This is a genomic window from Pseudomonas cedrina subsp. cedrina, from assembly GCF_001983175.1.
Lineage (GTDB): Bacteria > Pseudomonadota > Gammaproteobacteria > Pseudomonadales > Pseudomonadaceae > Aquipseudomonas > Aquipseudomonas cedrina.
This window is the reverse complement of sequence record NZ_MNPW01000012.1, coordinates 46,958-67,664: the sequence shown is the minus strand read 5'-3', so window position 1 is coordinate 67,664 and position 20,707 is coordinate 46,958. Positions and strand designations below refer to the sequence as shown.

The 20,707-nt window shown below is 60.0% G+C and carries 21 protein-coding genes and 1 tRNA gene; 15 read left to right on the top strand and 7 right to left on the bottom strand.

Annotated elements, in window-relative coordinates; genetic code table 11:
- Nucleotides 1-149 precede the first annotated feature (149 nt).
- The 3 genes from gcvA (at nucleotide 150) to BLL36_RS23080 (ending at nucleotide 2,747) form a co-directional block, all read left to right on the top strand.
- Nucleotides 150-1,055 carry a transcriptional regulator GcvA gene (gene gcvA / locus BLL36_RS23090; RefSeq protein ID WP_076953895.1) on the top strand — a complete coding sequence of 302 codons (906 nt, stop codon included), beginning with the start codon at nucleotides 150-152 and terminating at the stop codon, nucleotides 1,053-1,055.
- 75 nt (nucleotides 1,056-1,130) lie between these two features.
- Nucleotides 1,131-1,958 (top strand): DMT family transporter, encoded by an 828-nt coding sequence (locus BLL36_RS23085; protein WP_076953893.1) that lies wholly within the window; start codon nucleotides 1,131-1,133, stop codon nucleotides 1,956-1,958.
- A 27-nt stretch (nucleotides 1,959-1,985) separates the two neighbouring features.
- Nucleotides 1,986-2,747, top strand: a complete 762-nt coding sequence (locus tag BLL36_RS23080; protein ID WP_076953891.1) for an SDR family oxidoreductase — start codon at nucleotides 1,986-1,988, stop codon at nucleotides 2,745-2,747.
- A 60-nt stretch (nucleotides 2,748-2,807) separates the two neighbouring features.
- On the opposite strand, the gene BLL36_RS23075 is transcribed toward BLL36_RS23080, so the two are convergent.
- Nucleotides 2,808-3,329 (bottom strand): DUF1993 domain-containing protein, encoded by a 522-nt coding sequence (locus tag BLL36_RS23075; RefSeq protein WP_076953890.1) that lies wholly within the window; start codon nucleotides 3,327-3,329, stop codon nucleotides 2,808-2,810.
- Between the two features lie 240 nt (nucleotides 3,330-3,569).
- On the opposite strand from BLL36_RS23075, the gene BLL36_RS23070 reads away from it, so the two are divergent.
- Together BLL36_RS23070 and BLL36_RS23060 are read left to right on the top strand one after the other, a co-directional pair.
- Nucleotides 3,570-3,824 (top strand): hypothetical protein, encoded by a 255-nt coding sequence (locus BLL36_RS23070; RefSeq protein WP_076953888.1) that lies wholly within the window; start codon nucleotides 3,570-3,572, stop codon nucleotides 3,822-3,824.
- A gap of 850 nt (nucleotides 3,825-4,674) precedes the next feature.
- Nucleotides 4,675-4,932, top strand: a complete 258-nt coding sequence (locus BLL36_RS23060) for a DUF6124 family protein (protein ID WP_083735317.1) — start codon at nucleotides 4,675-4,677, stop codon at nucleotides 4,930-4,932.
- A 148-nt stretch (nucleotides 4,933-5,080) separates the two neighbouring features.
- On the opposite strand, the gene BLL36_RS30730 is transcribed toward BLL36_RS23060, so the two are convergent.
- On the bottom strand, nucleotides 5,081-6,100 hold the full coding sequence (locus tag BLL36_RS30730) for a hypothetical protein (protein WP_130925968.1): 1,020 nt from the start codon (nucleotides 6,098-6,100) through the stop codon (nucleotides 5,081-5,083).
- 133 nt (nucleotides 6,101-6,233) lie between these two features.
- Complete coding sequence (locus BLL36_RS23050) at nucleotides 6,234-6,389, bottom strand: DUF4113 domain-containing protein (RefSeq protein WP_083735316.1); 156 nt, start codon at nucleotides 6,387-6,389, stop codon at nucleotides 6,234-6,236.
- Nucleotides 6,390-6,621: 232 nt separating this feature from the next.
- Between BLL36_RS23050 and BLL36_RS31560 the strand changes: the two genes are divergently transcribed.
- On the top strand, nucleotides 6,622-6,984 hold the full coding sequence (locus BLL36_RS31560) for a site-specific integrase (protein ID WP_325052843.1): 363 nt from the start codon (nucleotides 6,622-6,624) through the stop codon (nucleotides 6,982-6,984).
- A gap of 324 nt (nucleotides 6,985-7,308) precedes the next feature.
- Here the strand turns inward: BLL36_RS31560 and BLL36_RS23040 are convergent.
- Nucleotides 7,309-7,382 (bottom strand) — tRNA-Cys (locus tag BLL36_RS23040).
- 212 nt (nucleotides 7,383-7,594) lie between these two features.
- On the bottom strand, nucleotides 7,595-9,871 hold the full coding sequence (gene pvdQ, locus BLL36_RS23035; RefSeq protein WP_076953881.1) for a bifunctional acylase PvdQ: 2,277 nt from the start codon (nucleotides 9,869-9,871) through the stop codon (nucleotides 7,595-7,597).
- Between the two features lie 236 nt (nucleotides 9,872-10,107).
- On the opposite strand from pvdQ, the gene BLL36_RS23030 reads away from it, so the two are divergent.
- Nucleotides 10,108-10,488 carry a fe2+ zn2+ uptake regulation protein gene (locus tag BLL36_RS23030; RefSeq protein ID WP_076953879.1) on the top strand — a complete coding sequence of 127 codons (381 nt, stop codon included), beginning with the start codon at nucleotides 10,108-10,110 and terminating at the stop codon, nucleotides 10,486-10,488.
- Nucleotides 10,489-10,503: 15 nt separating this feature from the next.
- Here BLL36_RS23030 and BLL36_RS23025 read toward each other — a convergent pair whose 3' ends face one another.
- Together BLL36_RS23025 and BLL36_RS23020 are read right to left on the bottom strand one after the other, a co-directional pair.
- Nucleotides 10,504-10,692: a hypothetical protein gene (locus BLL36_RS23025; RefSeq protein WP_049713137.1), complete on the bottom strand. Its 189-nt coding sequence runs from the start codon at nucleotides 10,690-10,692 to the stop codon at nucleotides 10,504-10,506.
- 62 nt (nucleotides 10,693-10,754) lie between these two features.
- Nucleotides 10,755-11,684, bottom strand: a complete 930-nt coding sequence (locus BLL36_RS23020) for a LysR family transcriptional regulator (RefSeq protein WP_076953877.1) — start codon at nucleotides 11,682-11,684, stop codon at nucleotides 10,755-10,757.
- Nucleotides 11,685-11,803: 119 nt separating this feature from the next.
- On the opposite strand from BLL36_RS23020, the gene BLL36_RS23015 reads away from it, so the two are divergent.
- The 8 genes from BLL36_RS23015 (at nucleotide 11,804) to glgA (ending at nucleotide 20,703) form a co-directional block, all read left to right on the top strand.
- The gene (locus BLL36_RS23015) at nucleotides 11,804-12,799 is read left to right on the top strand and encodes an aldo/keto reductase (RefSeq protein WP_076953875.1); all 996 of its coding nucleotides are present in this window, start codon (nucleotides 11,804-11,806) and stop codon (nucleotides 12,797-12,799) included.
- Between the two features lie 190 nt (nucleotides 12,800-12,989).
- Nucleotides 12,990-14,984: a methyl-accepting chemotaxis protein gene (locus BLL36_RS31990; protein ID WP_076953873.1), complete on the top strand. Its 1,995-nt coding sequence runs from the start codon at nucleotides 12,990-12,992 to the stop codon at nucleotides 14,982-14,984.
- A gap of 90 nt (nucleotides 14,985-15,074) precedes the next feature.
- Nucleotides 15,075-15,548, top strand: coding sequence for an SRPBCC family protein (locus BLL36_RS23005; RefSeq protein ID WP_076953871.1), 474 nt, complete (start codon nucleotides 15,075-15,077; stop codon nucleotides 15,546-15,548).
- A gap of 106 nt (nucleotides 15,549-15,654) precedes the next feature.
- The gene (locus BLL36_RS23000; protein ID WP_076953868.1) at nucleotides 15,655-16,101 is read left to right on the top strand and encodes a DUF411 domain-containing protein; all 447 of its coding nucleotides are present in this window, start codon (nucleotides 15,655-15,657) and stop codon (nucleotides 16,099-16,101) included.
- Nucleotides 16,098-16,541, top strand: a complete 444-nt coding sequence (locus BLL36_RS22995) for a YqaA family protein (protein ID WP_076953866.1) — start codon at nucleotides 16,098-16,100, stop codon at nucleotides 16,539-16,541. Before BLL36_RS23000 ends, BLL36_RS22995 begins: the two co-directional genes overlap by 4 nt.
- 44 nt (nucleotides 16,542-16,585) lie before the next feature.
- Complete coding sequence (locus BLL36_RS22990) at nucleotides 16,586-17,587, top strand: alpha/beta fold hydrolase (RefSeq protein WP_076953864.1); 1,002 nt, start codon at nucleotides 16,586-16,588, stop codon at nucleotides 17,585-17,587.
- A gap of 32 nt (nucleotides 17,588-17,619) precedes the next feature.
- Nucleotides 17,620-18,573, top strand: a complete 954-nt coding sequence (locus BLL36_RS22985) for a D-2-hydroxyacid dehydrogenase family protein (RefSeq protein WP_076953862.1) — start codon at nucleotides 17,620-17,622, stop codon at nucleotides 18,571-18,573.
- Between the two features lie 573 nt (nucleotides 18,574-19,146).
- Nucleotides 19,147-20,703, top strand: coding sequence for a glycogen synthase GlgA (gene glgA / locus BLL36_RS22980; protein WP_076953860.1), 1,557 nt, complete (start codon nucleotides 19,147-19,149; stop codon nucleotides 20,701-20,703).
- Nucleotides 20,704-20,707: the final 4 nt, after the last annotated feature.

Below are 20,707 nucleotides of genomic sequence, written 5' to 3'. Positions count from 1 at the left end.
AAAAAGAGGCAATTAGGGAAGATTCGTACGTGTCTGGTCGAATTTGGCGCCCCGTCAGACCTGAGCTTCAGTTAATGCTCGGAAATCAACTACCATGAGCGCCTGGTCATGAGTACTAATCGCCTGAAGGTTCGCAGAGACACAACCCGATGAGAGACCTGCCCCCAACCGCCACCCTACGCGCTTTCGAAGTTGCCACCCGGCATGCCACCTTCACCTCGGCTTCAGAAGAATTGCACGTCACCCAGAGCGCCGTCAGCCATCAGTTGAAGCACCTCGAAGAGCTCTGGGGCTTGCAGCTGTTCCAGCGTGGGAAATCGTTGCGACTGACCCCGGCCGGTGCCGCGCTGGCGCCGATCGTGCGTGAGTTTTTCACCAACCTTGCGGCCACGCTGTCGGACCTGCGGGAACAAAAAGGCAGGGTCCGGCTCAAGGTCAGCACCACCTACTCGTTCGCACTCAAATGGCTGCTCCCCAGGTTGCCCAGCCTGTCGCAGCAGCACCCGGAGATCCTGATCACGCTGGAAACCAGCGACAAGGCGATCAAATTCTCCAGCGCGGATTCCGACGTGGCGATCCGCCTGGGCAACGGTAACTACCCCGGCCTGCACTCGGAGTTCATGCTCAGGGAGCAGATTTTTCCCGTGGCCAGCCCCGACCTGCTCAGCCGTTTCGGCACCCCGCACGAGCCCGCCGAGCTGCTGCGCTACCCGCTGCTGACGCGTGACGGCGCAGACTTGGTGCCCAAGTGGGAAGCCTGGTTCGAGCACGTCGGCGTCGGCATTGGCGCACTGAATGAAAGCGTGAGGTTTGCCGACACCAACATGACCATCGAGGCAGCGTTGCTCGGCCAGGGCATTGCCTTGGTCCGCAGCGGCCACGTTGAAGCCCAGATCAACGACGGTCGCCTGGTCAGGTTGTTCGAGGTGCCCTTCGCATCGCCGGTCGCCTACTATTTTGTCTGCCCAAAAGGCGTCGAAACCCAGCCTCACATCGTCAACTTTCGTCACTGGCTGCTGGAAGAGTCTACGCGGGCCCAACACAGCTATCGCTGAAGCATGAGCAATAACTCATGGCAGGATGAGGGAACTTCGCTTTCAAACTGCCGATGCCGGTGCCTACTATTGCGCATGCCCTTGCCTATCGTAGTACTCATCCTTTTCGCCGCGCTCCTGCATGCCAGCTGGAACGCGCTGCTGCGTGCCGGCAACGACAGGCTGTGGTCGATGACCGTGATGTGCCTGGCGGTCGCGGTCGCCAGCGCCGGCATCGCCCTGTTCCTGCCGGCACCCGCCGTGGCCAGTTGGCCGTACGCCGTTCTGTCAGGCGTCTTGCACGTGGGTTACAACCTGTTCCTGGTGCGCAGCTACAAAGTCGGCGACCTCGGGCAAACCTACCCGATCGCCCGGGGCTCCTCGCCTATCCTGATCACGCTGTTCGCATTGGCCTTTGCGGACGAGACGGTGAGCGCCAGCGCGCTGTTTGGGATTGCCCTGGTCTCGGGCGGCATTATTTCACTGGCTTTCAAGCAGCGCAGGCTGGCCGTCCCCAGCCTGCCCTACGCCCTGGGTACGGGTTGTTTCATTGCGGCCTACAGCGTCACGGATGGAATCGGCGCACGACTGTCCGGCGCACCGCTGGCCTATACCGCATGGATGTGTGCCCTCTGGGGCGTACTGATGCCATTGGTCTACATCGGCCTGCGCGATACACGCAGCCTGTTTGCCCAGCGACCGGGATTCATCACGGCCTTGGCGGGCGGGCTGGTGTCCCTGCTGGCTTACGGCATTGTTATCTATGCCATGGCTGAAGCGCCCATGGGCGCCGTTTCGGCCCTGCGCGAAACCAGCGTGGTGTTCGCGGCATTGATCGGTTACATCTTCCTCGGCGAGTCGCTGAGCGTTCGAAAAGTGCTGGCGTGCGTGGTCATTGCCAGCGGCACGATGCTGATCGGCTGACCTTCATCCCTCACAAAGGTACGACAAATGGATACTGTCTCTTCAGCGCCCCTGATTCTGATCACCGGCGGAAGTCGAGGTGTCGGCGCGGCCACAGCGCGGCTTGCGGCTGCGCAAGGCTACGACGTGGCGATCAGCTACGTGAGCAACGAGGCCGCCGCACTGGGCGTGGTGGCTGATGTAAAAGCACTCGGCCGCCGCGCCCTGGCCGTGCGCGCCGACAGTGCCGACCCGGACCAGGTCGCACAGCTATTCGCCGCCATTGACCAGACATTTGGCCGAATCGACGTACTGGTCAACAACGCCGCCGTCCTTGGGCTGCAATCGCGCTTCGAAGACCTCGACTTCCCCCGCATGCAACGCATCTTCGCGATCAACGCCATCGGCCCGATGCTGTGCGCGCAGCAGGCAGTCAAACGCATGTCGTTTCGTCACAACGGCAAGGGCGGCAGCGTGATCAATATATCCTCGGGCGCCGCCCGCCTTGGCAGCCCGAACGAATACGTCGACTACGCCGCGTCGAAAGGCGCCCTGGAGACGTTCACCATCGGCCTGTCCAAGGAAGTCGCGCGCGAAGGCATACGCGTCAACTGCATACGCCCAGGGCATATCTACACCGACATGCACGCCAGCGGCGGCGAACCCGGCCGCGTGGACCGCGTCAAGGACAGCATCCCGATGGGCCGCGGCGGCCAACCCGAAGAAGTGGCACGCGCGGTGCTCTGGCTGGCCGGTGCAGAGGCGTCGTTTATTACCGGGACCTTTTTGGATGTGACAGGGGGTAAGTGAGAAGACGGTCAAGGCAGATTCGAGCACGAGCGAACGAATCTGCCGCAAACCAACCCTGCCCTAGCCTTTACGCAAATAAGCAAACATATGCGGCACATAGTCCGCCTTGCCCAACGGCACGCCGTTATGTCGCAGGATGCTGTACGCCGTCATCAGGTGAAAATAGAACTGTGGCGTCGCCCAGTTGACGGCATATTCATTGCCCGTCATCTCAAACGTGATCTCGCCGGGAAGCTTGATAACGATCAACTCTTCTGCCCGCCCCTCGATCAATTCACGATCCGCACCGGCCAGTGCCTGCAGCGCCGTGTCGATCAGCGCGAAGGCCTCGTCCATTGACAGCGGGGTTTCCAACGCCGATGTAGGCTGCCCGCTAAGCCGATTGACAGCGTCCTGGGCCTGGGTACAGGCGAAACGGACTTGAGTCGCCAGATGATGCATATCCGGCGCAAGGCGCGAATCGAGCAGGTTTTGCGGATCGTAGCCGAGCGCGCTGGCGTGCTCATTGCCCTTAGCCAACAGGCCTTTGAGCGTATTCAACATCTGGGAAAAACACGGAATGGTTGCGGCGTAGATCAGCATCGTATTCCCTCGGGTTCAGCATCAGGATCGACTCAAAAATCGCCGCCAGTACAGCACATCGCCGAGGTAGTTGTTATGAATATGCCTGCGCATCTGGCCGACCGCGGCATTTACACCCGCCGGGCGCGTGAGCCACACTTGCTCGTCGAAAGCGCAACGCGGGGATGCCTGTGTTCAACGTTCGCCAAGCGACTCTGATGGATATCAGGGGATAGAAACCTAAGCGGCCAGGAAGACAGGATGGACGAGTTGATACAAGGCCTTGACGGCCCCAGGACCGCTCAGCAGGAATTGTTTTATGACCTGGAAGATGCAGCGGCAGTGATCGGGTGGTCGGTGGTTGAATTGACCGCGATGGCGGCCGCCGACAGAACGCCGAGTGAAGCCGTGGCACTGATGAAAATCTGCGCGCTGCTGACGGGGCAGCAGGAGAAAATCAGTGGGTATGCCGGTGAGGTGAAAGAGCAGCGTATCTTCAGGTCTTCAGTCATATAGATAGATAGGGTGCAGGGATGTGGCGGCGTCGAAAACGAAGAAACCCGGCGCACTGGCCGGGTTTCGTGAAGTTCTACGTGTTCGGATTGGGCCTAACGGGCTCCGTCATTGTCGCGGTCGGTCTGGGCGTCCTGATCCGATCCTGGGTTGCCAGGCGGTGGGTTCCAGTCTGAGGGTTTCTCGCCCGTCCCCTGCTTGGGCTCGGACTCGGCTTGATCAAGACCGGATTCATGACCCTCGCCAGCATCAGGCACTTCTTTTTTAGGTCCAGGGTATGGCGCTGCAGGCCCGTTGTTGTCATCCACCATAAATCACCTCCTGTTGGTAGCGCAGGGTTGCGCATAGGGTTGAGAGGGTTTGCGTGGATAGAAAGTGCTGTTGCCTCGACGAGTGGCTTAAGCACTGCAATTTGAATGACAAACCACTGGCCTGCCGAGCTTCGGACATTTCCCACAACTCGGCGAGGTTGAGCCATAGGAAGCAACCTGGCTAGGATGCGCCGTCGCAGTAAATCCTGTGGCCGGGTGTCGCAACCTGAAGTAGTCTGAGGCGCGGTAGCGCCATAGCTCTGTAGCAGGCGCTTTTTTTATGCCTGCTTACCGCATCTATGGTGGACCGTGTGAGGCGGGCTTTTGCCCGGCCGGTACCCTCGGACACCGGTTTGCGACCCTCGCACGGTCCACCACCCAACCGTGTCGCAACGGCGGTGGTGGCCTCTTAACTTTCCGAGGGTATAGAGGATGTTTTCTACAAATCGAAGCTGCCAAGTTCCAGACGCAACTATTAAACCGGCCCATCAGTATTCAGCGGTGATGATTCATTTCATGTGCGATGAACTGGAATGCCACTCATGAAAACACACCCGATTGATGATGAATTTGCAACCAGCGTGTTCAGCGTGAAGCCAGGCTTGAGCTCCGAGGAAGCACTAGTGAACGCGAGTGAGCTATTGGCTTCAGCGTCAGCGATAGCGAACGAACAAGCGTTCGCGGCAAGTGGAACACAGCGTCTTCAAACATTTGGGTTGGCCCAGATCATTGAGAGCGCAGGGCTTCTCGTAAATGCGGCACTTGATAAGATCGATCCAGCCAGCACTCAACCCGTTTAAACAGCACTGAAATCGAAGGGGCAGACTACTGGGCCTTAGTCCGATGTCGTGGTCTGACCCCGTTTTATTCCTAGCTCTTCAAGATGCCACCTTCTAAATTGATAGCACTTATTGAATTTATGCGCGGCTGAAAACTTAGCTTTCATACTTAACCTCCTCGAGGATGTTTTTCTCCATATTCCGCTCTTCCCGCTTCAACCAGCGATACCATATCCTGCAAGTGTATAGTTTGGATAAAATCACCTTTCCTCAGCCAATACTCAGTCTTCAAAAATACATCCTCCAGATCGTTAGACAGCTTCATTCGAGGGCGCCCGGAGAAATCACAGAAATTATTATAGTATTCCCTCACAAATCGCAAAGCAGCCAACGTTTCCAGAGTATTTAGCCCTATAGTAACAACTCCCCCATCATTATTTAGCCATTTAACGTACACCCCTCCTCTTGCCATATCATGCTTTATCTCCCTAATATTCAAAGCATCTGCTGCCCCATATATATTAAGTGAGACTTGAAGGTAGTCATCCAACCTGTGTATTGAATTCCCACTTAATACTAGAAGTAGATAAATAGCTGCCTGCTCTATCTTCCGCTCCACCGCTTCAAAAGATAATTCATTTCTGCTAGGCCACCCTTTTTCAGGAGATCCACTAAAAAAACGCTTATGAAGAACCGGATGTGCTTTGTACTCAAATTTATACTTATCAAAATACGTCATCAAGTCAAGGCCCGAGAAATACTCCAACATGCCTTTTCGGTGCGATGAAAAAGCATCAAGATTATTTTTAATCATTGTTATAGAGATTTGTTTTGCGGCTTGCTGTGTAGAATGAAAACGTGAGACTAGACCGGCCAAAGGTAACGAAACTGACATTATCGCTAACGGCAAAATGCTTATCTCTATAAATTTCCTGTAACCATCTGCGCTCAAATTCAGATCATAACCAGCCCATGCCCAAACACCAAATGCGAAACCTAAACTTAATGGTATTCCGACTACCAACCACAACAACCCCTGCTTAATCAACCCAGACTCAGAGTTCAAGTCAAACACCGAAATAACTTTACTCGTGAAACCCTTACCCTGCCCTACAAACCAAACCACACTAAGTGTCGTTAGAGTCACCGGCACAATCACTGTTAATAGCATACAAATTATATTTTGCACTTACTTAATCCCCCAACCTGTAAGACTTAACATCCAGATAAAACCTCAAACCCCTTGAAACCAAATTACCCATATCTCATAAAACACAAGAATGGGAAAACAAGACTTTAATAATCTGAAGCAAAATAATATTTTAGCTACATCTGACGTTCCAGAGTTCATGGATCTTTGTCGTGCAGCTCTGGCTCATCATCTCGCGGCGCATGCCCCATTCAGAGTTTTCAGGAACACTAGCCGAACGCGGGGTCCCCCTTCCCCACCGACTGTTGATCTGTTCCAACGCCCGCATTACGTTGGACGCTTCCTCTGGCTGCGAGATTGCGAATAGATTCGATCACGCCTCAGGTGGTCGCACAGTATAGGGACGCCCGGACTGCCAAGGTAAGGGCAAACCGGGAAATCGCGCTGCTGTCGCACATGCTCACGATCACGCGCGCGTGGAGCCTGACCAACAACGCCAACCCTTGCTTCGGCGTACGCCGAAACAAGGAACCCCTCGGGACTATTACGCCGGCGATATAGTGTGGAACGCCGTCTACGACGCGGCGGTGCAGGAGTTCAAGGACGCTATGGACTTGGCCTACTTAACCGACCAGCGCCCAGCCGACGTACTCGCGGTTGCCACCGCCGACCTGTCCGCAGAGTTCCTAATGGTCAAGCAGGGAAAAACCGCGAAGGAGCTTCACCTGCGCCTAGAAGATGAGGGTATTCAATATAGGCTGAGTGCCTTTATCAACGACCTGCAGGAGCGCCGCGCTCTCAACGGCATCAGAACATCGAGACTTATCACTAACACGTCCGGCCTGCGAATGAGCCAGCAGATGCTGCCGCTGGGACGACGCCCGCGAGAATGCCGCAATCAAGGCAGGTGCCGCCATCGATGAAGCCCTGGCCGTACTGATTCGCCAGGTCCAGTTCAAGGATATCTGCCCGAAAGCGGCCAGTGAAAATCGAGCTGACTCATGCAAGCCGCTTGCTTGGCCACACCACCGGAGAGATGACCAAGAAGGTCTATCGCCGTGTCGGTGAGATCGTTAACACCACGAAATAACCCACCACAAACTCCCCTTATCAGGCACCGTTCGACTCCCCCACCGCACCTAAAAAATGTCGGCGGTTGCGGAAGACCTCCCAAAAGTTGCGGAACGGTTCTTAAATCGCAGGCAATAAAAAACCCCGCAGACGCTAATCTACGGGGCTTTCAAGAGTGGAGGCCGAGGTCGGAATCGAACCGGCGTAGGCGGATTTGCAATCCGCTGCATAACCATTTTGCTACTCGGCCTCAAACGTCAAATGCCTCAACTACCGGCACTCATCGCATAAAAACTTGAGCGGGCCATAAAGCCATGCCTCTACTCTAACTCATTGAATACATTGAGGTTTTTAATGCCTCGTTGCGTTCGATGGGCGCCATTATGTACGTATTTACCATACCGTGCAACCCCTTGATTTCAAAAATATTTCGCATTGGCATCAAGGGGTTGCGTGCCTGCCCTACTCCTTGATGTGCAGCTGTTGGTACTGCGGGTCGGCCTTGATCTGGGCTTCGGTGAAGGGCAGCGGGTGCAGTTGTTTGCGCGAGAAAGCCTGGGTCTGGTCTTTGGCGTAGGGGGAAGCCGGGTTGCCGGACTCGGAGAAGGCGAGCACGCCGGTAGCATGGGGGCCTTGGTCGTCGAAGGTGACGATTTGCAGGTAGCTGCTGCCGCTGACCACTTCGCGCTTGCCGTCGGCGCGGGGCACGGTTTGCATGGCGTTGTAGATGCCCAGTTCTTGGGGGCCGCCGTGGATCGGGGTTTGGCCGGAGACTTGGATGTCGCCCCAGGTGCTGTCGGCGCTCAAGCCGAGTTTGGCGACTTCGGCGCTGGAGGCCAGCATGGCTTCGCGCAGGGCTTTGGCCACAGCAGCGCGGTCGATGGACAGGCCGCGAGGGGTGGTGAGGGGCCGGGCCGGGTTGAAAGGGACGCGCCAGGCATCGGGGATCTGCTGCAGCGATTGCATCAGGTTGATGAAGTGCACCAGGCCCAGGCCGCTGTCGAGGTTGGCGCGCCGGTCCCAGCTTTTCAGGCTGGTGCACAGGGCTGTGATGTCCGCGCCGAGGTGTTTGGCGCAGAACGTAAGCAGGTCTGGCATGACTTGCCCTGCCAGGTACACCTCGTTGTCCATCACCATGTTTTGCAGGTCGGCAACGCTGATGGGTTTATCCAGCGATTGCAGGCGTTGCAGGGCGAAGCGCGCACGCGGGCCGAGGCCGATGTGGTCCTGGCTGATCACCGGGGAGAACCCGGTGAGCGGCGCCTTGGGATTGGCCAGCCATGCCGAGTCGTTGGAATGCTGCACGTAGTCGCTGCGTTGCAGTTGCGGCAGTTGGTCGGCCGGGAAGATGCCGGGCTGGGCCGCGCGCGGGTCGATGTCCCAGGCGCAGGCGCTGCGGGCGCCGTCGAGCATGATCATTTGCAGGCCGGCGCGCGGGTCGCTGCATTGCGCCAGTTTGGCCGCGCTGACGTTGGGCACCACCGACTGGTTCATGTACAGGCTCTGGCCCTGGTCGTCGGCGGCCAGGGTGTTGACCCACGGAATGCCTTGCAGGCTGTGCACCGAGATTTTCAGGGTTTCGAGGCTGTCGGCGCGGTTCATCGCGTACCACTGTTGCAGCACGCGGTCGTTGCCGAGGTTGGCGTCACGCAGGCTGAACGCGTAGTGGCTGTCCCAGTCGAGCTTGCCCGGCCATTGCACCACCGGGCCGAATGGCGAGCTATACACCGTATGCGACTGGTCCTTGAGGCTGCCATCGGCCTGTTTAACCTGCACGGTCAGCGTGGTTTTATCCAAGGGGATGGATTTGCCATCGAGCATATAGCGCGTGGAGTCCTTGGGGTCCAGGGTCAGGCGGTACAGGGTGAAGTGCTTGGACGTGTCCACGGTATGGGTCCATGCCACATGCCGGTTAAAGCCGATATTGATCACCGGCAAGCCGGGCAACGCGGCGCCCATGACATCCAGTTGGCCGGGAATGGTCAGGTGCATCTGATAAAAACGCATGCCGCCCACCCACGGGAAGTGCGGATTGGCCAGCAACATGCCGCGCCCGTTGAATGACCGATCACGCCCCACCGCCACCGCGTTACTGCCGCGATCAAAGGCGAAACGCTCGCGGTTGGCGGCGGCCAGCTCAAAGGCCTTGGCTGTGGACGCTACGCTTACGGCCGCTTGGGGCGGTGTCGCGCCGACCAGGGCTTCGGCGAATTGGCCCACACCGCCTTCTACCAACAGCCTGCGGGTCAATTTGACCACGTCTTCAGCCACCAGCGGCCGCACCCAGGCCGCCTGGCATTGCGCCGGAGCGCCCTGCTCTTTCAGGTAACGGTTATAGCCGGCCACATAGCCGTCAATGCGCTGCTGCATCTGCGGGCTTTGCGCTTTCCAGAACGCGGCAACCGCTTCCGGCGTATTCAGCCAACTGAAGAATAGGTCGCTGGCCAGGTTGTTGCGTTCTTCCAGGGTTGCCTGGTCGGGGCCGAAGAACCGGGCGCGCTGGCCATTCACGGTGACGACTTCGTTGGCCAGCAGGCACAGGTTGTCCTGCGCATAGGCGTAGCCGATGCCGAAGCCCAAGCCACGTTCATCGGTGGCGCGAATATGCGGTACGCCGTAACTGGTGCGACGGATATCCGCCGATGCCTGCGTCACCGGCTCCCGCGCCGAGGCCGCCAGGCTCGCCCCCAGCAACACCCCGGCCATACATACCCTGGACAACCCTTTGCAAATAATCACGCGCACTCCACCGTCAGATTTAACCGTCTTACCAAGGGCAATAACCCCAGCGTAAGAACGCAAACCAGCGGGAATAATTTAGCGGGGGTGACGTTTATAGAAGGCAGCGTGAATGTGACAAAACCGATACTGACGAAATTTCTACATCCAGGACTTCATGATTTCGCTCGCTCGTTCGTCTTACTAACCAAGAGCGCTCATTTTTTCCTGATCAGGCTCTGATAAGGAGTTTTTGCATGTATAACCCGCAAGTGCCCACGGATGGACATTCACCGGCTGCCGAGGCCAATTTCGCCAGCGGCACACAAGCGTTCGGCAAGGCACCCGAACAGCAAGGCAACCAGCGTATCCGCCACCTGCTCAAGTGTTTTGGCTTACGCACCAGCCTGATCCGGTTGAAGGTCATCGACGCCCTGCTCACCGCCGCCGACAACAAGCGCACCCTGGGCGTGCGCGGCGTGCACAGCCACTTGCTGGAATTGGGCATCCCGTTGTCGTTTCTCAGCGTGCGCGAAGTGCTCAAACGCTTGTGCAGCGAGGGCGTGATCACCCTCAATGCCGACAAAAGCTACAGCCTCCATGAAGAGGCTGCGAAGGTACTCGAAGGTCGCGCCTGATTCGCGACCCGTGGCCTAGAGCTTGACCTTGCGGCGCATGACGCCGTTGATCACCACCACGACCACCGCGACGGCAATGGCGATGGTCTGGAATGTCTTCTCGCTGATTACCCCGGTGTTCTGCAGGTAGGACAGGCCGAACATCGTCGCCAGGACGGCCAGGGCAATCAGAATCGAATATTTCAAACGCTGCTTTTGTGTCATGACGGGTTCCTGAACCTGAAAAATGTAGCCCCTGTGCATCGCCGATCGGCTACGACGGGCGCTCATGGTACAGGCGATGCCTGACGCTGCAAACCGGTGCCGGGTTGCGCGCAGAGTTCAACCAGCCAATCGACAAACACCCGCACGCGCTGGGACAACTGGCGGTGCGGCGGGTACAGCGCGGTCAGGGCCATTTTCGGCACCGCCAACTGGGGCAGCACTTCCACCAGCTTGCCCAGCGCCAGCTGCTGGCGGGCGTGGTAGTACGGCGCCTGGATCAGCCCGTACCCGGCCTCGCAGGCGCAGAAGTAGCCGTCGGCACTGTTGACCGCGACTACCTTGGGCAGGTTGACCGGACGCAGCTCGGCGTCGATGAGAAACTCCAGGCCAAACCGTTTGCCACTGGTACTGGAGACGTATTCGACCATCTGATGGCGGGCCAGGTCATCAAGGGTTGATGGCACGCCCATGCGCTCCAGGTAAGCAGGGCTGGCCAGGGTTATCTGGTCCATCATCGCCAGGGGGCGGGCCACCAGCGAATCGTCCAGCGCCAGGCCGCCGCGCAGCACACAATCCACGCCTTCGCGGATCAGGTCGACCGGCCGGTCGTTCAAGCCGATTTCCAATTCGATCTGCGGGTATCGGGCGCTGAAGGTGGGCAAGGCCGGGATCACCAGGAAACGTCCGATACCCGAGGGCATATCAATGTTCAGGATGCCGCGCGGGTTCAGCTGGCTCGCCGAAAACACCGCTTCGGTTTCCTCGAGGTCCGACAGCAGTTGTACGCAGCGCTGGTAGTACGCGGCGCCATCCAATGTGGGGCTGACCTGCCGCGTGGTGCGTTGCAACAATTGCACGCCCAGGTGCGCCTCCAGCTGCTTGATCAGCACCGTCACCGAGGCGCGCGGCAGTTGCAGGCTGTCGGCCGCTTTGGCAAAGCCGCGCAGTTCGACGATCCGGGTGAACACGCGCATCGCGTTGAAACGGTCCACGTTGCAGCTCCCTTGAGCAGATTGTTTAGATAATACGAATAGTGATAGTGCTTTTAGCCGGTTTATCCCGACTTTGTCGAGCGTAACAATGCGAGCCTACCCACACAGGAGCTCTACCGATGCACACACGTCAACTCGGCACCCACGGCCCGTTCGTCTCCGCCATCGGCCTCGGCTGCATGGGCATGAGCGATTTCTACGCGCCCGGCAGCGACACCCGGGAAGCCGTCGCGACCCTGCACCGTGCGCTGGAGCTGGGCATCAACTTTCTCGACACCGCCGACATGTACGGTCCTCACACCAACGAACAGCTGATCGGCAAGGCCATCGCCGGCAAACGTGAGCAAGTGTTCCTGGCCAGCAAGTTCGGCATCGTGCGTGACCCGGCCCAGCCCACGTCGCGTGGCGTGGATGGCCGCCCCGAATACGTGCGCCAAGCCATCGACGGGACGCTGCGGCGCCTGGGCGTGGACACGCTGGACCTTTACTACCAGCACCGCATCGATCCGGATGTGGCCATCGAAGAAACCGTCGGCGCCATGGCCGAGCTGGTGCAACAGGGCAAGGTGCGTTACCTGGGCCTGAGCGAAGCCAGCGCCGCGACCCTGGAACGCGCGCACAAGGTGCACCCGATCAGCGCGTTGCAAAGCGAATATTCGCTGTGGAGCCGCGACCAGGAACACAACGGTTGCCTCGCCACCTGCCAACGCCTGGGCATCGCATTCGTGCCCTACAGCCCGTTGGGCCGAGGCTTCCTGACCGGCGCGCTGCAAAGCCCGGAAGACTTCGGCGCCGATGACTACCGCCGCTTCAGCCCGCGTTTCCAGGGCGAGAACTTCGCCAGGAACCTGCAACTGGTCCAGCAGGTGCAAGCGATGGCGGCCGACAAGGGCGTCAGCGCCGGGCAACTCGCGCTGGCTTGGGTGTTGGCACAGGGCGACTTCATCATTCCGATCCCCGGCACCAAGCAGCGCAAGTACCTGGAAGAAAACGCGGCGGCCGTTTCGATCAGCCTCAGCCCGACGGAGCTGGCAGCCCTGGACGCGATTTTCCCGAGCGATGCGGCAGCCGGCCAACGCTACCCCGAGGAAGTGATGGTGATGCTGGATATCTAGGGCCATTCATGAACGCCCCATCTCTACCCAGGTGAAAAGGCCTTCAGGTGGATCAGCGATACGGGGCGCCATTAAAGGCGCCCCGTTTTTCTTGCACGTGCGTACCTAAAGCTACGCCTTTCCAAGCCGATAGCCTTACGAAGCTCTAAAAAAGCCGCGTCGACAATAAACGCTTCGTAAGGACGATCCCATGCCCCCACTGCGCTCCATCCAAGCCCGCTACACCCTGTTCCTGGTGCTGTTCGTCCTGGTGTTATTTGTGTTGACCGTAGTGGGTATCGGCCAGTTGGTCGCGCCCACGTTGCGCCATACCGAAGAACAGGTGGTGCTCAACCGTATCGACGAGGTGGCGGATCAGATCCAGGGCGACCTGAACAAGGTCCAGTCCCAGCAACGCACCATCACCCAGACCATCCCCTTGCTCGACAGCGATGCCATCGACAAGGTCCTGCCCGGGCTGGTCGATCAATATGGCGAGCTGAAGGTCTTCGGCGGCGGCATCTGGCCGTTGCCCAACCAGCGCACGCCGGGGCGCAACAAGCACAGCACGTTCTGGCACCGTGATGCGTCGGGCAAACTGGCGGTCAATACCTTCTGGAACAGCGACCCCGCACCCAACTACTACGACCAGAGCTGGTACAAGGGCGGCCTGGCCTCGCCACGCGGCCAATGCGCCTGGGCCGCCGCCTACAAGGACGACGCCAGCCAGGAGCCACGCACCAACTGCGCCATGGCGATCCAGCGCGACGGCGCGCCATACGGTGTCGCCACCATCGACGTGACCCTGGGCTTCTTCAATGACCTGGTCGCCAGCAAAGAAAAAGACATCGGCGGGCAAATGCTGATCGTCGAAGGCGACGGCAAGATCATCAGCAACAGCACGCGCATCAGCAGCCCGGTGGTGTTGAAAAACATCAGCGAACTCACCGGCACCTCGGCGTTCGCCGCCCAGGTCAGCAAAGCCCTGGCCAACCGCGACCAGGCGCTGCAACGCAGCGAGTTCGACAACCAAGGCGTGGCCAGCACCTTTTACATGCGCCCCATCGCCGGCACGCCGTGGTTCCTCGCCACCGCCCTGCCCACTTCGCTGATCACCGCCCAGCGCGATGACGTGCTGGGTACCCTAGCATTGCTGCAAATCCCGATGGTGTTGCTGCTGGTTCTGCTCGCGGTGTATGCGATCCGCCAACTGGTGCAGCGCATGACGACCCTGAAAACCAATATCGACGCGCTGTCCGCCGGCGACGCCGACCTTACCCGCCGCATCACCATCCGCGCCGAAGACGAACTGGGCGCCATCGGCCACTCGGTGAACCGGTTTATCGTCTACCTGCAGAACATGATCGGCGAAGTCACCCAAGCCACCGGCGCCATGTCGTCGAGCCTTGAACAACTGCAACGGACCTCGGCGCACACCAACCAGATTCTGGTGCGGCATGCCTCGGAGACCGACCAGACGGTCACCGCCATCACCGAAATGAGCTCCACGGCCGACACCGTTGCGCAGAACGCCGCCGAAACCGCTGCGTTCACCCAGCGCGCCAACGAGCACGCCGACCGCTCCCGCGTGGTCGTGGGTGAAGCGTCCAACAGCGTCAGCGCTTTGATCGGCGAAGTGTCCAGCGCCACCCACAGCGTGGAAAACATGCGCCAGGACGCCGCGCGCATCACTGAAACCCTCGGCGTGATCGGCGCGATTGCCGGCCAGACCAACCTGCTCGCCCTCAACGCCGCCATCGAGGCGGCGCGGGCCGGCGAGCAAGGCCGGGGTTTTGCGGTGGTCGCCGATGAAGTCCGCGCCCTCGCCGCACGCACCCAGGCCAGCACCTCGCAGATCAATGAAATGCTCACGCGGCTGACGGCGGGCGTCAGTTCATCGGTCGCGGCCATGGAAAACACCCAGGCCAGCTGCCAGTCGGCGGCGGACGCCACGGCGCGGGTGAACACAGGCCTGGATGAGATGGCCGGTTCCGTCAGCCATATCAATAACCTCAGCACCCAGATCGCCACAGCCGCCGAGCAGCAAAGCGCGGTGACCGAGGAGATCAATCGCAGCATGGTGCAGATCCGACAAATGGTCGAAGAGCTGGTGCAGAGCGGCCATGCCACTGAAACCAATACCCAGAGCCTGCTGGATGCGAACGGCCGGGTGATTGCCTTGATGAGCCGATTCAAGGTTCGGTGATAAACGGATTAAACACTCCCGTGCAATGTGCGGGAGTGGGGCTATTCTGACAGTTCGACGTACCTAGTACCGCCACACAGGAGGTGTGCCATGCGCGCAGCCGAGCAGTCGGTCCGCTTGGAGCGGATCAGTCAGGAACGCTTTATCCAGGCCCCTATCGAAGCCGTCTACGACTACGTGACCCAACCGGATCGCTGGCACGAATGGCACCCCACGTCCCTGGGTGCCGACACCGGCACCACCGGATCACTCGCGGCCGGTGCACGCTTCACCGAATTCATCGACCTGCTGGGTGTGCGGGTTCCCTTGAGCTACCGCGTACAAGTCGACCGACGCCCCGGCGAATTCAAGGCGGTGTTCACCTCGGTGGCCGTCGATGGTTCCATTCATTTTTTCCTGCTGCCCCATCAAGGCGGCACGCTGTTCAAGCGCGTGCTCACCTATGAAACCGAACTGCAACTGGCAACCTTGCATGCGCGCATGCTCGAGCTGTCGACCGTCGCCCTGGGCCAACTCAAGCATCGCTTGGAAAACCCGCCTCTCGTAGAGTCTCGTATAATTTAGAAACATTACCAGCGCCTCCGTTCACCTGTGGGCGCTGGCTTGCCTGCGATGACGCCGTCATGATCGCCGCCATCCCAACGGCCACCTCCCGCACGCGAGCCTTCCCATGAAAACACCATTGCGCCTGGCCCTGCTGTCAGCCCTGTTCGCCACCAGCCTGGCCCAAGCCGCCGAATTGATCCCCATCGACGTGCACCGCGACGCCAACTGTGGCTGCTGCAAAAAGTGGATCAGCCACCTGGAAAGCAACGGTTTCAAGGTCAACGACCATGTGGAAGCCGACATGAGCGCCGTCAAGAAACGCCTCGGCGTGGCACCGCGCCTGGGCTCATGCCATACCGCCGTGATCGATGGCAAGTTCGTTGAAGGCCACGTGCCCGCCGAGCAGGTGCTGGCCTTGCGCAAACGCAACGACCTGCTGGGCATCGCGGCACCCGGCATGCCCATGGGCTCGCCCGGCATGGAGGTGGAAGGCCGCGGTGAGGCCTATCAGGTCATCGGCCTGACCCGTGAGGGTAAAGACGCAGTGGTGGCTGAATACCCGGCGCAATGATCGCGGCCTACCTGGGGTTATTTTTCGCGGCGTTTGGCGCGGCGACCTTGTTGCCGCTGCAATCGGAGGCCGTGCTGGTGGGCCTGCTCGTCAGCGGGCATTTCAACCTGTGGCTGCTGCTGGCCATTGCCACCCTGGGCAATGTGCTCGGCTCGGTGCTGAACTGGTGGCTGGGACGCTGGGTTGAACACTTCAAGGCGCGGCGCTGGTTCCCGGTCAGCGATCGCCAGCTGGGCAGAGCGCGCCAACATTACGAGCGCTGGGGCCACTGGACGTTGCTGCTCAGTTGGCTGCCGATCATCGGCGACCCGCTGACCCTGGTCGCCGGGGTAATGCGCGAGCCCTTATGGCGATTCCTGCTGCTGGTGACCCTGGCCAAAAGCATTCGCTACGGCGTGCTCGCGGCCGTGACCTTGCAGTGGGCGTTAATCCCCACTTAATCTCCTCGCAACAGCATCCGATCACCTTTCCCGGAGCCCCGCCTATGCCTCTGATCCGCGCTTTTTGTATCGCCGGCCTGCTCACGGCCAGCGCCGCCCCGGTGCTTGCCGCAACCTATGGCCCTGAACTCCAAGGCTTCAAATACCCCTACCCGCTCCAGCATTTCCAATTCCAATCCCAGGGCAAGACGTTGCAGATGGGTTACATGGACGTTGCGCCCAAAGGCCAGGCCAACGCTCGCACCGTGGTGCTGATGCACGGCAAAAACTTCTGCGGCGCCACCTGGGAAGGCTCGATCAAGGCCTTGAGCGACGCCGGGTACCGTGTGATCGCGCCGGACCAGATCGGCTTCTGCAGCTCCAGCAAACCCGACCACTATCAATACAGCTTCCAGCAACTGGCGACCAACACCCACCAGCTCCTGGAACAGCTTGGCATTCAAAAGGCCACCTTCATCGGCCACTCCACCGGCGGCATGCTCGCCACGCGCTACGCACTCATGTACCCCGAGCAAACCGAGCAGCTTGCACTGGTCAATCCTATCGGCCTGGAAGACTGGAAGGCTCTGGGCGTGCCCTCGCTCACCGTCGACCAGTGGAATGCGCGTGAGCTTAAAGTCAACGCCGAGGGTATCCGCAAGTACCAGCTCAACACCTATTACGTCGGCCGCTGGAAACCGGAGTACGAACGCTGGGTGGACATGTACGCCGGCCTGGCCAACGGCCCAGGGCGTATGCTGGTCGCCTGGAACTCAGCATTGATTTACGACATGATCTTCACCCAGCCGGTCTACTACGAGTTCAAGAACCTGCAGATGCCCACGCTCCTGCTGATCGGCACGTCCGATAACACCGCCATCGGCAAGGACATTGCGCCGCCGGCGGTCAAGGCCAGGCTCGGCAACTACGCGGTGCTGGGCAAGCAAGTGGCCGAACTGATTCCCCATGCCACCCTGGTGGAATTCCCCGGCCTGGGGCACGCACCGCAAATGGAAGAACCGGCCCGGTTTCACAAAGCGCTGTTGCAGGGTTTGAACGCCCTTTAGCCCAACCTTTTCGAGGCACTGGTGATGTCGTGATGTCGGTACAGATCGCGGTCATTGATGATTGGCAGAACGTCGCCAGCGGCGTGGTGGACTGGTCGGTGCTCGACACGGTGGGTCAGGTGCATTTCCTGCACGATTACCCGGCGGACACCGCCACCCTGATCGAGCGTTTGAAGGGGTTCGAGGTGATTTGCCTGATGCGCGAACGCACCCCCTTCGACAAAGCCCTGCTGCAGGGCTTGCCGACGCTGAAGCTGCTGGTGACCGGCGGCATGCGCAACGCCGCCATCGACATCCCCGCCGCCAAGGCCCTGGGCATCCAGGTCTGCGGCACAGACAGCTATAAACAGGCGGCGCCGGAACTGACCTGGGCGCTGATCATGGCCTCGACCCGCAACCTGGTGGCCGAAGCCAACGCGTTGCGCGCCGGCCACTGGCAGGTTGGCCTGGGCGGCGACCTGTATGGCAAGACCCTGGGCATTCTCGGCCTGGGCAGCATTGGCCAGAAAGTCGCGCAGTTCGCCCAGGTGTTCGGCATGCGGGTGATCGCCTGGAGTGAAAACCTCACGCCGGAACGGGCGGCAGAGTCGGGCGTGACGTGGGTCAGCAAGAAGGCGCTGTTCGAACAGGCAGACATCCTCACCATTCACTTGGTGCTCAGCGACCGCAGCCGCGGGCTGGTGGATGCCCAGGCGCTGGGCTGGATGAAACCCGGCGCCCGCCTGGTCAACACCGCACGCGGGCCGATCGTGGATGAGGCGGCGCTGGTGCAGGCACTGCAAAGCGGCCGTCTGGCCGGCGCGGCGCTGGACGTGTTTGCCGAGGAGCCACTGCCGCTGGATCACCCGTTGCGCCACTTGCCGAATGTACTGGCCACGCCCCATGTAGGTTATGTGAGCGAACAGAATTATCGGCAGTTTTATGGGCAGATGATCGAAGACATACAGGCATGGGCGACGGGCGTGCCCGTTCGTGTGCTCGGCTGACGCACCACGCTGGTGCAATACCATAATCATCCGCAAAACACACTTGTAGTGAGCGGGCTTGCCCCGCGCTGGGGGGCGAAGCCGCCCCGTAATGGTACCGGCGAGCCGCAGGATAACCCCGGTCGCCCTTTTTGGGGCGGCTTCGCCACCCAGCGCGGGGCAAGCCCGCTCACTACAGAGGCCGGCGCACCTGGGCGAGACCAAAGCAGCCCACGACAGAATCGTGGGACCTTCGCAATGGGCATATGGTTAAAAGTTTTTTGTCCTACAAAAATCGCTCGAAAACCCTACAGGCTCTGGGATCTGTCCTAGACTCTTGACCGATGGGTCCCTTCCAAAACAAAAACCCCGCAAAAAAACTAAACTTTTCAACTCGGCCCTGGGTCAAGTTTTAAGGCAAGGCGAGCACTCCGCGATTCACGCTACATGCCCGTCCATCCAATCTTTTTCAGTTAACCGTGCAACTGGCATACGCCTTGCCAGATTGTCGTGCGCTTGTGCGCTTGGCCGCAGGAAGCGGTCATCGAGCTAATGGCAGCGGGCCATTAGCTAACCAACACGTTGGAGAGAACTATGATCAGTGCCGCAGCAAGTATTCAGGGAGAGCGTGTTAGTCAGCCAGTTGGCGGGTCGACCTCTTTAGTAGTCGACCTCAATACGGTGCGGCCGGTGTCCAGTCATAACCCCAATCGAAAGAAGGTGCTGTTTGTTACCTCCGAGTTTGCCGACCTGGTGAAAACCGGCGGCCTGGGCGATGTGTCGGCGGCCCTGCCCCGCGCCATGGCTCACTTGCACGATGTGCGCGTGTTGATCCCCGGCTACCCGCAGGTGATGGAAAGCGACAACCCGATTCACATCATCGGCGAGCTGGGTGGCCACGCCGCGCTGCCGCCGTGCAAGATCGGGCGCATGGACCTCAAGGACGGCCTGGTCATCTATGTGCTGATCTGCCCTGAACTCTACGAGCGCGAAGGCACCCCTTACGGCGCCAACAACGGCCGCGACTGGCCGGACAACCATATTCGTTTCGCCCGCCTGGGCCTGGCCGCCGCCGACATGGCCGCCAACCTGGCGCAAATCCACTGGTGCCCGGACCTGGTGCACGCCCACGACTGGCCCGCTGGCCTGGCGCCGGCGTACATGCACTGGCGTGGCTCACGCACCCCGACGCTGTTCACCATCCACAACCTGGCGTACCAGGGCGTGGTCAGCCTGGGCTGCACCCCTGAGCTGGGCATCCCGCCCCATGCCTTGCAACAGGAAGGCATGGAGTTCTACGGCAAGATGTCGTTCCTCAAGGCCGGTATGGCCTACTCCAGCCACATCACCACGGTGAGCGCCACGTACGCCCAGGAAATCACTACCCCGGAATTCGGCTGCGGCCTTGACGGCTTCCTGGCCAGCAAGACCCAGCAAGGCTTGCTCAGCGGCATCCCCAACGGCATCGAAGACAGCTGGGAAACCTCGACTGACCCGCACCTGGCTCACAATTTCAACGTGGGCGACTGGGAAGGCAAGGCCATCAACGCCGCGCAAGTGCGCGAGCTGTTCGGCTTGAGTGAGTCCACCGGCCCGCTGTTCGCCGTGGTGTCGCGCCTGGTGTTCCAGAAAGGCCTGGACCTCACCGAAGCCGTTGCCAGCTTTATCGTCGAACAAGGTGGGCAGATCGCGATTATCGGTCGCGGCGAGCCCGAGGAAGAAAACGCCATGCGTGAACTGGCGCTGCGCTTCCCAGGCCAGATCGGCGTGCGCATCGGCTTCAACGAGACCGATGCCCGTCGCATGTTCGCCGGCAGTGACTTCCTGTTGATGCCGTCGCGCTACGAGCCCTGCGGCCTGAGCCAGATGTACGCCCAGCGCTTCGGTTCGCTGCCGGTTGCACGCAACACCGGCGGCTTGGCCGATACCATCGAAAACGGCGTGACGGGCTTTCTGTTCAATGAGTCCACCGTCGACAGCTACAAGGAAGCCCTGAGCCGTGCGTTCAAGGTGTTCGCCTTCCCTGACCTGCTCAACGCCATGCGTTGCCGGGCGATGACGCGGCCCTTCAACTGGAGCCAGGCGGTGGAACCCTACGCCGAACTGTACGAGCAGCTGGTCGCCAAGGCCTTGGGGAAATCAGTCAAATAATCAA